General features: G+C 51.7%; 13 protein-coding genes. 6 read left to right on the plus strand and 7 right to left on the minus strand.

The window, feature by feature from the left end; all coding sequences use genetic code 11:
• Nucleotides 1-81 precede the first annotated feature (81 nt).
• Genes KNP75_RS11540 through KNP75_RS11550 form a run of 3 tightly spaced genes read left to right on the plus strand, consistent with a single transcriptional unit; the run spans nucleotide 82 to nucleotide 3,367 of the window.
• Nucleotides 82-1,200: a GTPase gene (locus tag KNP75_RS11540; protein WP_215190481.1), complete on the plus strand. Its 1,119-nt coding sequence runs from the start codon at nucleotides 82-84 to the stop codon at nucleotides 1,198-1,200.
• A 12-nt stretch (nucleotides 1,201-1,212) separates the two neighbouring features.
• Nucleotides 1,213-2,355 carry a YcjF family protein gene (locus tag KNP75_RS11545; RefSeq protein ID WP_215190482.1) on the plus strand — a complete coding sequence of 381 codons (1,143 nt, stop codon included), beginning with the start codon at nucleotides 1,213-1,215 and terminating at the stop codon, nucleotides 2,353-2,355.
• A gap of 49 nt (nucleotides 2,356-2,404) precedes the next feature.
• Nucleotides 2,405-3,367, plus strand: a complete 963-nt coding sequence (locus KNP75_RS11550; RefSeq protein WP_034780487.1) for a 2-hydroxyacid dehydrogenase — start codon at nucleotides 2,405-2,407, stop codon at nucleotides 3,365-3,367.
• Between the two features lie 46 nt (nucleotides 3,368-3,413).
• On the opposite strand, the gene KNP75_RS11555 is transcribed toward KNP75_RS11550, so the two are convergent.
• From KNP75_RS11555 to KNP75_RS11570, 4 genes are all read right to left on the minus strand, one after another.
• Nucleotides 3,414-4,187, minus strand: a complete 774-nt coding sequence (locus tag KNP75_RS11555; RefSeq protein WP_214797375.1) for a YflT domain-containing protein — start codon at nucleotides 4,185-4,187, stop codon at nucleotides 3,414-3,416.
• Nucleotides 4,188-4,200: 13 nt separating this feature from the next.
• Nucleotides 4,201-4,716, minus strand: a complete 516-nt coding sequence (locus KNP75_RS11560) for a YflT domain-containing protein (RefSeq protein ID WP_214797376.1) — start codon at nucleotides 4,714-4,716, stop codon at nucleotides 4,201-4,203.
• A gap of 113 nt (nucleotides 4,717-4,829) precedes the next feature.
• A complete protein-coding gene (locus tag KNP75_RS11565) occupies nucleotides 4,830-5,753 on the minus strand; it encodes a hypothetical protein (RefSeq protein ID WP_251128336.1) in 924 nt (307 codons plus the stop codon).
• Complete coding sequence (locus KNP75_RS11570; protein ID WP_034780495.1) at nucleotides 5,734-6,147, minus strand: methylglyoxal synthase; 414 nt, start codon at nucleotides 6,145-6,147, stop codon at nucleotides 5,734-5,736. The genes KNP75_RS11565 and KNP75_RS11570 overlap by 20 nt, the downstream gene beginning before the upstream one ends.
• Nucleotides 6,148-6,373: 226 nt before the next feature.
• On the opposite strand from KNP75_RS11570, the gene KNP75_RS11575 reads away from it, so the two are divergent.
• The gene (locus KNP75_RS11575; RefSeq protein ID WP_215190483.1) at nucleotides 6,374-8,161 is read left to right on the plus strand and encodes a mechanosensitive ion channel; all 1,788 of its coding nucleotides are present in this window, start codon (nucleotides 6,374-6,376) and stop codon (nucleotides 8,159-8,161) included.
• A gap of 113 nt (nucleotides 8,162-8,274) precedes the next feature.
• Nucleotides 8,275-9,753 (plus strand): HD domain-containing phosphohydrolase, encoded by a 1,479-nt coding sequence (locus tag KNP75_RS11580; RefSeq protein WP_034780499.1) that lies wholly within the window; start codon nucleotides 8,275-8,277, stop codon nucleotides 9,751-9,753.
• 38 nt (nucleotides 9,754-9,791) lie between these two features.
• Here the strand turns inward: KNP75_RS11580 and KNP75_RS11585 are convergent, their stop codons facing one another.
• Together KNP75_RS11585 and KNP75_RS11590 are read right to left on the minus strand one after the other, a co-directional pair.
• Nucleotides 9,792-10,094 (minus strand): AzlD domain-containing protein, encoded by a 303-nt coding sequence (locus KNP75_RS11585; RefSeq protein ID WP_138860152.1) that lies wholly within the window; start codon nucleotides 10,092-10,094, stop codon nucleotides 9,792-9,794.
• Nucleotides 10,091-10,819 carry an AzlC family ABC transporter permease gene (locus KNP75_RS11590; RefSeq protein ID WP_214709642.1) on the minus strand — a complete coding sequence of 243 codons (729 nt, stop codon included), beginning with the start codon at nucleotides 10,817-10,819 and terminating at the stop codon, nucleotides 10,091-10,093. Before KNP75_RS11590 ends, KNP75_RS11585 begins: the two co-directional genes overlap by 4 nt.
• 112 nt (nucleotides 10,820-10,931) lie before the next feature.
• Between KNP75_RS11590 and KNP75_RS11595 the strand changes: the two genes are divergently transcribed.
• Nucleotides 10,932-11,633 carry a CBS domain-containing protein gene (locus tag KNP75_RS11595; protein WP_215190484.1) on the plus strand — a complete coding sequence of 234 codons (702 nt, stop codon included), beginning with the start codon at nucleotides 10,932-10,934 and terminating at the stop codon, nucleotides 11,631-11,633.
• Here KNP75_RS11595 and KNP75_RS11600 read toward each other — a convergent pair.
• Nucleotides 11,616-11,951, minus strand: coding sequence for an antibiotic biosynthesis monooxygenase (locus KNP75_RS11600; protein WP_034780505.1), 336 nt, complete (start codon nucleotides 11,949-11,951; stop codon nucleotides 11,616-11,618). The genes KNP75_RS11595 and KNP75_RS11600 overlap by 18 nt on opposite strands.
• Nucleotides 11,952-12,013: the final 62 nt, after the last annotated feature.

Here is a 12,013-nt window from a genome sequence, read left to right on the forward strand (position 1 = left end):
CGGTCTCATCCTTCCGTCGGACGTTTCAAATTTGTCCGTTTAGTATAATGGTTATTATATAACGAATGCAGGGGGAACCATATGGACAACACGGGGCTTGTCTCGAACATATTAATTGCGGGGAAGACCGGGGTCGGCAAGAGCGCTTTTTTAAATTATATTTACGGGCGTGATGTGGCCGAGTCACGTGCCGGCAGCCCAGTGACGGCGGAAGGGCTGCATGAATATGAATACTATGACCTTGAGCGAGGCATCTTGTTCCGTTTCTTCGATACATGGGGACTTGAGGCGGACCGATCCGACGAATGGCATGAGGCGGTATTGTCCATCGTCAATCAACGGGAAGGTGCACTCGATATCGCCGATTGGTTCCATACGATCTATTACTTACTGTCCATCAACTCGGGACGCGTCGAGGCGTACGAGTTAGAAGCCATTTTAAAACCGCTCTATGCGAAGCGAAGCAACGTCACGATCATCTTGACGAACTATAACCCGGACAGTGCGATGAACGTCGAGAAGGCGGAGGCGATGGAAGCAGTCCTCATGCGTGAGCTCGGAATTTCACGGGATGCGATGATTCGCGTCAACAGTGTCGAAAAGAAGTTGCTCGGTGGACAAGTCGTACCGCATATCGGATATGAGGCGGTGTGGCAACGTAATCGGACCAACTTATGGCGAGACGTCGAACGGAAATTACCGCTTAATTTGACGCGTCACTTATTGATCGAGTTGGAGGCGTGGCGCACTCGAAGTTACCGTTCGGCTGAAACGATTCGCATGATCACGCCACAAGTGATGATCAGTTGGAAAGCCCGTCAAATCGAAAAAGACTTGGAACAAACACTCGAAGCGGCCGCCGAGACCACAGAGTCCGCGATGGCCCAAGGTGTTCGTCACTACATTCAACTGATGGAGCGTTATCCGCTCGTCGGTGCCCCGTCTGACCTTGTGTTCAAAACACGTCGGGTCGAGCTCGGGTTTGACTATTCATTCAATCGGACCGTTCGGAAGATGGTGCTCGGGATGATCCCGGGCGTCCATTTCATCTATTGGGCGTTCAAACGGAGGACGGCGGAGCGAGGTATCAAAAAAGCCGTTGATCAGCAATACGAGTTGGTTAAACAGACGATTGAGCTGGATGTGCGCCGTGGTTTCGAGGAAGAGATGCGACGGCTTGGCCGAACGCTCAATCAATGAGGAGGAACTGACATGGAGAAAAAAGTCCCATTCAATTTGGATACGTATGACTTAAAAGAAGAACTCGACCGTTTGCGCGGAAAAGTAAAAAAACCGAACATCTTGATCGCGGGAGCGACCGGGTCGGGCAAGAGTTCCGTCGTCAACCACGTCTTCGGTCGTGACTTGACGAAAGTCGCCGCCGGCGAGCCGGTGACGCGCGGGATCCATCAGTTCATGAGCGACGACATCGCCATCGTGCTTTATGACAGTGAAGGGTATGAGATTGGGAGTGCCCGGCAACAAGCGTATGCTGATGAAGTCATCGGTTTCGTCGAACGGGCCCAGACGAAAGGAGCGGCCGAACAAATTCATCTTGTCTGGTATGCCATCAACGCCTCGATGAAACGGGTCACGCCGCTTGATCGGGCGCTCATCAAACAATTGAATGAAGCGACGTCGGTCGCGGTCTTGTTGACGCAAATCGATCAAGTCGACCTAGATGAACTGACAGCGCTCCGGAATGAACTGGCGGACGTCGTCCCGGAACAGGCCGTGTTCCAAGTGAGTGTCGCTGAAGAGCTGTTGAACGATCCAGAACTTCGGAACCATCTCGATTGGGAGCGTCTCGTCACCTGGTCTGTCGAACAACTCGACCAATCGCTCCAAGAAGGACTGCTCATGGAGATCCACGCAGAGAGCGAGGCGATGCTCAAGCTGAAACGGAAGAAAGCGAACCGGATCATCTCGGGTTATGTCGCCAGTGCCGGGACGGCGGCGGCGGTCCCGCTCCCATTCGCCGATGCGATCGCGCTCACGCCGATTCAAGTGACGATGAGCGTTCACTTGTTCCGTTATTGGGGTGTGAAAGCGAATGACGATATGTTGAAGACGCTGATTGGGAGCACCATCATCCCTCAAATCGGTCGGGCGCTCTCGAAGACAATTTTATTGAACGTCATGAAGTTCTTCCCAGGGGCAAACGCCGCCGCGAGTGTCATCAATGCGACTGTCGCGTCAGGCATCACCTGGGCGATCGGGCTCGCCATCAACGAAGTTGCGTACCGGAACGCGATGGACTCATCGAAAACAATCGAGCAACTGCTCAACAGTGACTTCGGCTCGCTATTCGAGCAGTTCATGGAGCAAAATCCAGTAACGAAAAAGAAACCTTGATTCGACACGTTTGATAAACTGGTCGAGACAAGACAAAGGGGGAGGCGGAATGAAGAAACGCATTTACATTACGAGACGGTTACCGGAAGAAGCAGTGGCGCCACTGCGAGACAAGTACGAGGTCCGCATGTGGGAAGAAGAAGCGAAGAGCGTCCCGCGCGACGTCTTGTTGAAAGAAGCGGCGTCAGCGCATGCGCTCTGGACGATGCTCAGTGATACAATCGACCGGGAAGTGATTGAACAGGCCTCGCAACTCGAAGTCATCTCGAACTTGGCGGTTGGCTATAACAATATCGATATTGGAGCGGCCAAGGAACGCGGCATCGTCGTGACGAACACGCCGGACGTGTTGACAGAGACGACGGCCGATCTCGCATTCGGATTGATGATGATGACGGCACGTCGGCTCGGGGAAGCAGAACGCGATTTACGAGACGGCGAATGGAAATCGTGGACGCCGATGGGTTACGTCGGGATGGACTTGTACCGGGCCAAACTCGGGATCATCGGCATGGGTCGAATCGGGGAAGCGGTCGCACGTCGGGCCCGCGGCTTCGACATGGATGTGTTGTACCATAATCGGACGCGTCGCCATGAATCGGAATCGATGTATGGCTTCGTCTATGCGGAACTCGACGAGTTGCTCGAACAGTCCGACTTCGTCGTCGTCCTCGCGCCGCTCACCGAAGAGACACGTGGGATGTTAGGCGCAGACCAGTTCGCGAAAATGAAAGAGACAGCGGTCTTCATCAACGTCGCTCGTGGCGAGATTATCGATGAGACGGCGCTCTATGAAGCACTGAAGGAACGGCGGATTTGGGCGGCGGGACTTGATGTGTTCGCTAAAGAACCGGTGGCGATGGACCATCCACTCTTGACGCTCCCGAACGTGACGACGTTGCCGCATATCGGCAGCGCCTCCATCAAGACAAGGCTTGCCATGATGGCGCTCAATCGGGAAGCCATCGTGAACGTGCTCGAAGGAGAAGAGCCGAAAAACCGATTAACGTAAAACAAGGACCTGACCGGGTTGTGGTCAGGTCCTTGTTGCATTTTGATTAGAAACGGCGGATATTGTCTGGATCTTCGTAATCGTTTCGGAGGGCCCGGTCATCGAGTCCACGCAACTTGTTCTCACGGTCAGTCAACTCGGATTTTTTATCCAATTTGTCCTGCTCGGGGTCGACGGCCCGGTTCGGATTGTCGGCCGTCGATTCGTTGAACGGTTTCGAATCGATTTCTACACCATCAGACGTATGGCGATCGTCCCGGTTCGCGTCACGATGTTTCGGGTCATTATATGGCTCCGAATCAATCTCCACACCATCGGACGTGTGATGATCTGAGCGGGTCGAACGGGTCGTGTCAGATTTCGGATCATTATACGGCGTCGAATCGATTTCAAGCCCATCGGCCGTATGGTGGCCTTGGTGACTCGTATCGTGTCTCGAGTCGGTATAAGGTGACGAATCGATCGTCAGCCCTTCATTATGACGACGCTCGAAATCTTCATCCACATAGATTAAAATCTTTCCAGCCTCGACATCGCTGTAGTGGCGCTTCACCTCGTCTTCGCTCAAGCCCATATTGCGAAGTCCGGCATGGACGTCCTCATGTCCGCTCAAGAAAGCCCGTACCTTATCAAACCAGCCGGCGTGGTGTGCTGCTTCGGTATGGACGTCCGTTTGACGACGCAAAATCGAGACGTTATCTTCATGTTTGGCGACGACATAGATGTCTGAGTCTTTATAGCCCTTCGCACGCAACTCCTCGACTTTTCCGAGTGCCGCGTCCTGTGTGTCATACATGCTGATAAACCGTTTCTCACTCATCTTCGTTTCCTCCTTATAATCGACGGTGGTCTTCTAGACCGGAATGTCCGCGGACGATCGGGTCCTCTTTCGTACCGCGAGGTTCTTCGTCGTGATCATTGAATGGCTTCGCGTCGAAGGCGATGCCATCCGCTTCTTCCCCTTTATCATGGTCGAGTTCACTATCTTTCTTATACATATTCGGATAGCGTTCGTATGAGTGTTTATCGATGTAAAGCAATAATTTGCCGGCATCGATCGACGTATAATACTCTTCAGCCTCCGCATCACTGAGTCCCATGTTCCGCAATTCATCACGAATGCGGTCACTGCCGTGAAGGAACGCTTTCACACGGTCCAGCCAGTTGACATCACGAATCCCCGATTCGGCGTTCACATCGGTATGGTAGCGCAAGGCGGAAATTTCCCCGTCCCGCTTGGCCACGACATGCATGTTTTTCTCTGCTTCCCCAGCTTGTTTGAGTTCGTTCACCTTATCCATTACTTCTTGCTCGTCATGGAACAACCCAATAATTTTGCGATCCGACATGTTGTGCCTCCTTCGATTTCGTTTCATTTTTTAATTGACGTCACGCTATTAGTAATTTCCGTTCTAGCAAAGGTTCAAACAAAAAACGCCATCTCCTAGAGAGAATGGCGTGATCAATAATAAATCATTAACGTCTCATTGCCGAGGTGGCACCGCGTGTTCTTCCAGACGAACTCGACCAATGTCCACATGGCCATGAATCCGCTGATCGCAAGCAGGATGAGCGCATACACAGGTGTCAATTGAATCAAGAACGACCATCCGAGTGCGAACAAGATGGGCTGGGTCAATAACACGAAACCGACGTACAAGGCTATGATGAGCAATGCGAAGACAATCCGTCGTCCTAGCGTTTGGAAGTGGTGACGGAAACGCGTCAATAGGCCAAAGATGGCACCAGTCAATAGAACAGGGAGGACGAAGCCGAAATAATCGAGCGGGTAAGGCGTAGCGGGTGCCGTGAACAAGCGCAGACTGAACACATCATCCATCACAAGCAATAAGTTGGCGTAGGCGAATGCCAAAATCATACCGAGTAGCCAACCGAATTGATTCCAGACGCGACGAGATGACTTGATTGCCTCAATTTTCGTATAGGCTAAAAAGGAGACATCACGCATCTCGACATCCTGGAGCTTGACTTGAACTTCGTTGAGCCGCTCAATCGCCCAATCGAATTCCCGATTCGCCTGCGCTTTCTCATGAGGTTTCAATTCATCCGTCGCCTCAATCATCATATGGTAGCGACGTTGGTACTCCTCGTTTGTCGCCGGTTGTTCAATTAAAAATCGAGCATAATCGTGCGGGTTTTGTTTCGTGAGTCCTTCGAGAGGCTGCCCGTTCTTTTCCGCCTGTTGAATATAGCCGGCTAAACTGTCGAGCAAGCGATCGGCTTGCTGCTTGTTATCTAATAGGTCGTTCAAATGCGTACGGACTTGATCGTAAAACTGTTGAACGACCGGGTCGTTCGATACGTGTGGTTTCAGAAAAATTCCTCTCTTCTTCTTGATAAGTTGTTCATACAGGTGGTTTGTCATTATGGGTCAAGGTCAGCGATTCAAAATCGCCTTGCTCGATACTGCGGATGAGAATCTCACTTCCACCCATATTAGTGGCCAAAGGGATGGAATAGACATCACAGAGACGCATCAAGGCACTCACATCAGGTTCGTGCGGTTGAGCCGTCAATGGGTCACGGAAGAAAATAATCATGTCCATCTCACCCCGGGCGACGGCGGCACCGATTTCTTGGTCTCCGCCGAGCGGGCCCGACTGAAAGCAATGGACGGGCAATCCGGTCGCCTCGGCAATGCGCTTACCGGTCGTGCCAGTGGCGAACAGATGGTGTTTTTCCAAGACATGAGCGTAGGCTTTCACAAGTACGATTAAATCATCTTTCTTCTTGTCATGGGCAATTAGGGCGATGTTCATCTTACTTCCTCCTCAAAAAGACTTCTTCTTTTAATTCGTATCACATTTGACCTAGAAAGACACGCCTTCTTTCTTTAAGAATGCTTTCTGAAAAAGCTGTTTTCCCATCAAGTCTTTATCGGGAAATAGGAAATGGCAAGGTTTAGGTAGATGAAAATGTTGGTATTTATACAAAGAGTCAAATAAATGAAATCATTTTTAAAAAGAGATGGGAGGAAGATGTTAGATGAACGATACTACTTATAATTTCAACACGTTCATGTCATGGCTGCCTGAGCTTTTGCTCGCATTGCTCATTCTTGTCGTCGGATTCATTTTGGCGAAAGTTCTAGAAAACGTGACGCGCAAAGCGCTTCGCAAAGCACGCCTCGACGATCGTGTCGGTGTCAAACCAGAAGGGGAACCTGGAAAACCGGGTAAAGAGGAGAAACGATGGACGCCTGAGCGGATCATCGGGAAAGTCGTCTTCTTCGGCGTATTGCTTCTCGCATTTTTAATCATCTTCGAATTCATGAACGTACCAGCTATCACACAACCGTTCAGTCAAATCTATGCTGGCTTCTCTGGGTTGATCACAGGGGTCATCAAAGCAGGTCTCATCTTGCTCGTCGCATGGATTATCGCGACGCTCTTGAAAAAAGGTATTCAAATGGCGGGTCATCGCCTCAACTTGAACAAGTTGATGGAGAAGACGGGCCAAGAGTCGACGAGCGTCAATCAGACGAAATGGGTCGACACGGTCGCCAATATCGTCTTCTACCTCGTCTTATTGTTAGCTCTTCCGGCGGTGCTTGATGCGCTTGGGTTGCAAGGCATCAGCGGACCGTTTGAAGACTTGTTGAACAGTTTCCTCGCCTTCATTCCGAAACTTGTCGCGGCTGCACTCATCTTCGCGATTGGTTATATCGTTGCGAAAATCGTCCGTGACATCTTGACGAAGTTCTTGGAAGCAGCAGGTCTTAACCGCTTCGCTGAAAAACTACACTTGTCAGACTACGTAAAAGGGTCAAGTCTCGCGAAAGTGGTCGGTACGATCGTCTTCATCTTGATTATGATCCCGGTCACGATTTCAGCGCTTGAAGCGCTCGATATTCGCGGAATCTCGGATCCAGCCATCTCGATGCTCAACGACGTCTTGGCAATGATTCCAAATATCATCGTGGCCATCGTCTTGATTCTCGCAGGTGTCTTCCTTGCTAAATGGTTGAAAGGCGTCGTCGTGTCTCTCCTTGAGAACTTAGGCGTCAACTCACTCGCTAGTAAGATGGGTCTCGGTGGTCGCTCGTCGTCATCGACATCGATCGCACAAGTGATCGGAACAATCGTTCAAATCATCATCATCTTGTTGTTCGTATCGGAAGCCCTTCAAGTCGCAAACCTCGACTTTATGGCTTCGCTCGCGACAGCCATCTTCGCATACTTGCCAATGGTCATCGCAGCCATCGTCATCTTGGCGGTCGGTTTCTGGCTCGCGAACATGGCAGAGCGTCTCGTCGGCAGTGTGCTCGTAGATGGAGCTGGCCAACCGAGCGTCCTGCGCCACGTCGCGAAGTACGCGATTCTTGGAATCGCCTTCTTCATGGCCATCAGCCAACTTGGCATTGCGCCAATGATCGTCAATACGGCATTCTTGCTCATCCTCGGTGCAGTTGCGCTCGCCTTCGGCCTTGCCTTCGGTCTCGGCGGACGTGAGACAGCAGCTCGCTACTTGAAGAAAGCTGAGAAGCGAATCGATGAGACAGAAGTGTCAAAAGAAGGTCTCGAGCAAGAAAAAACCCAAATGAACCAAGAAGCCGAGGCTGCGAAGCGACAGGCGAAACAAGGTATGGAGCAGTCGAAGCGTGAAGCGGATCAAACGAAACAAGAGTTGAAACGTGAAACGAATCGTCCGCAAGCCTCACAATCTGACGTGACGAACGTGGACGGTCCAGAACCGAACCCGTTCCATGACAACATCACACCAGATCAAGACAATCGTTCACTTGATGACAACGAAGGTCCACGTCGTCCGTAACGGTGAAGGACGGGTCCCTAAAAAGGGGCCCGTTTTTGTATTTCTGTAAAAAAGTGTCACTTTAGTCGATATAATAAGAAAGAGGTCGACGAAAAGGCAGGAGTGAGGCGAAGATGTTTCAACGATTTCAACACACATTAATCATGAATTACATATGGGGTTCAGGCATCGCCGTGTTCGGTGTCGGGGGGCTGTTCATCTTTCAGACGCTCGATTTATCCAAGACGGAGATGCTCATCCTCTTGGCTATCATGGGGCTGTCCGGGATGATGATGATTGGGCTTGAACTGCTTCTTTATCGGCGTCACATCCGGCCGATCCGTCGTGTGTTTCAAACAGAGACACCAACGTATGAGGAGCTTCAACAGGCGTTCGATCAAACGAGTCACTTTCCTACGTTGACGGTGAAACGGATTCTCGGTCCGCATTTGTTCGGCTTGTCCGTGCCGGCGATGAGTATGACGGCACTCGCCATCGAACAAGGGTGGATTGACTTGCCGTATCGGTTGATTGGCTTGGCGGCGTTCGGTGCTATTTTAATCGCCATCTTGCATGCGTTGATTGAATTCTTTTTGACCTATCGCTCGGTTGAACCGTTGTTGCTTCAGTTGCAGGAGATGAGCGGAAACTTGTATGGGCGGCCGCTCCAAGCGACGTATCGCTCCATTAGCGTCCGGACGAAACTATTGATCAGCATGCTCGTCATCGGTGTGTTCCCGGTCGCATTGTTCATCCTCGCGTCCGGGGTGCAACTGTCGACTGTCAATCAGGTCGATGCATACTGGCAGTGGGCGGCTGTGATTTTAGTCGTTATCATCGGGGTCGCGACGTTTAGCAGCTTTTTGCTGTATGACAACATCAAACGTCCAATCAGTGCATTAACCGAAGGGGTCGCCGCGTTAGATGCCGGACGATTGAATCAGATTGATAACCCTTACTCGGATGAGTTCGCCCAACTCGTCACGGGCTTTAATCAGATGGTCACGAACGTCACGTATCGAGATGCGGAAAACGAGCAACTGTTGAACAGTCTGTTCGTCTTGTTCGCTGCAACACTCGATGCCCGGGATTCGTATACGGCCGGGCATTCCGAGCGAGTCGCCGCCTATTCTGTCGAGTTGGCACAGGCGCTCCAGTTGCCGGCCGGACAAATCGAGCTGCTCCGCAAATCGGCGCTACTCCATGATATCGGGAAGATTGGTATCCGTGACGATGTGTTGTTGAAGGAAGGGAAGCTGACGGATCATGAGTTCGCGCAAATTCAAGAACACCCGACCATCGGAATTCATATTTTGAATCAAATTTCCCTACCGGCTGCGTTACAACCGATATTGGCAGGTGTCCGGTCCCATCATGAACGGATTGATGGGCGCGGATATCCGGATCGGTTGGTCGGAGAGGAGATTCCGCTCTTCGGTCGTATCATGGCAATCGCCGACGCATATGACGCTATGACCTCTGACCGTCCATATCGGGACGGGATGCCAGTCGAGAAGGCTCTATCGATTTTAGAGAGCGGTCGCGGTACACAGTGGGATCCGGCGTTCGTCGATGTATTCATTAGGTTACGACGTCAGGCCATCTCTGCTTAAACAAACAGGTCCGCCCTACAATTGGGCGGACCTGTTTGTTAAAGGAACGTTTCAATGAGATACACCCCGACGATGCCGCCGATGACGACGAGCATCAAGTTGACCCGAAGGAATGCGAGCGTTGCGGCGACCACCCCACCCGCTAAAGCTGACGTAAGACTGGTCGTTGCCTGCAGGATGCCCGGGAAAATGAGACTGGCGAGCACCGCATAAGGCGTGAAGAGTAAAAACCGCTTCAAGAGCGGAGGTAATTTCAAGTCCCGGAGCCAAAGCAGCGGCACGAGTCGCGGGATATATGTGACGAGTGCCATGGCAAGGACGAGCAACAAGAGGCTGATCATGTTTCGTCCTCCTTATACAGCAAGGCTCCGGCTCCAGCGGCGACAATCGTGGCCAAGATGATACTCAAGCCGGACGACAGCGGGATGAATGGAGAGACGCCGAAGTAGAGAATGGCTTGAGTCAAGACGGCGATTGCAGCCACGACGATGACCGGTTTGCGGGTAAGGGATGGGACGAGTAGGCCGATGAACATGGCGTACAAGGCGATGCCCATACTCGCTTGGACCGAGGCGGGCAAGCCGAAGGCGAGAAAGACGCCAATCCATGTTCCGACGTTCCAAGCCAAGAAGGCGATTAGGTTTAGCCCGAGCACAAAGTGACCGCGCGTCGACTCGTCACGCGTCGAGGCGACACTGAACGTCTCATCGGTCACGCCGAACGCGATGGCGGCCAGAAATCGATTCGAGGTCGTCTCGAGACGTTGGGACAACGACGCCGACATGAGGAAGTGCCGTAAGTTCAGGATGAACGTCGTCAAGATAATCTCCCAATACATCGAACCGGCCATGATCAGTTGGACGCCAATAAATTGACTGGCGCCGGCAAAAATGAATAATGACATGGCGAGCGTGATGACGTTTGGCATATCGAATGATTTCGCAAGCAGCCCGAAAGCGATGGCAATCGGGATATAGCCGACAGCGACCGGTATACCGGCCCGCATGCCGGAACGGAAGGCGTCCTTATTCGGGATCGGTGTCATTTGTGAGACCGGAGTTGCCATGAGACCCCCTCCATTTCAGAGATGATTAGTTGTGGATTCGAGATTGGGTCACGCTTTCCTGCTCGAACCCGAAAAAAATAGGGTATATATAGGCGATAAGGAGTGTGAATATATGAGTCGTGCAGAAGAATTTATCGCATCGTATCACCGGATCGAGGATCATTTGAGTCGCGAGATGGGAGACGGCCAGCACTTCAGTTTCAGCAACATGGTCAATCGTCTCGCCAAACATAATCCCATTATCGAACGCTACAAAGAAGATTTACATCAGATGAGTCAGTTGCGCAACGCCATCGTTCACGAGCGGCGTGAGCCGGATTTCATTATCGCCGAACCGCATGAATCGATTGTCAATTTGATTCTTGAAGTCGAACGGGAGTTGCTTCACCCGCGTCAAGTCATTCCGATGTTCCGTAAAATCGTGACGACGTTCGACGCCGACGACTCGTTGGTCGACGTGCTCGGTGAGATTCGGGATAAGAACTACTCGCAGTTCCCGGTCTATAACCATGACGGGTCGTGGCGCGGATTATTGACGAAAAAAGGAGTGACCAGTTGGCTCGCCGAAACGGTCGACGGGCCTCGTGTGTCACTCGAAGGCGTGCAAGTCAAGCACGTGCTCCATCACGACCCGCACCTGCGACGGTATCGGTTTATCGCGAAAGAGACGTCGGTCATCGAGGCGCATCATCATTTCATCAACATGAAAGACGGAGTTCGGCTCGATGCCTTATTGATTACCGAGACAGGACAAGAAGATGAACCTTTGCTCGGGATCATCCGGCCGCAAGATATTTTATACGTCATCGGTTGAGGCGCCGTGCTCGATGGCGACCTCATATTGGGTGACCGTGTTTCCAAGGACGATGGGCTTCACTTCAGAAGTACCGTCGTCCCGTTTTTTATGGGCATGTTTATACGCTCCGCTATCACGCCAATTTTCGAAGCTCGCCGCATCGCGCCACGTCGTCATGATGACGACTTGATCTTTCGTCTCGTCCGACGTATCGGTCAACACTTGCATCCGAACGAACCCATCCATCGACTCGATGCCTTTCGTCGTCTGGAAACGGGCCGTGACCGCAGCGACTTTCCCTTTTTCAACGTCTAGCTTGTTCATGACAATCCACATGCACATGTCCTCCTCTGCGATATCGTACGCGTCCATTATACCTTGAACGCATTCAATGAATC

The sequence above is a fragment of the Exiguobacterium sp. s6 genome (assembly GCF_018618155.1).
Taxonomy (GTDB): Bacteria; Bacillota; Bacilli; order Exiguobacteriales; family Exiguobacteriaceae; genus Exiguobacterium; species Exiguobacterium mexicanum_A.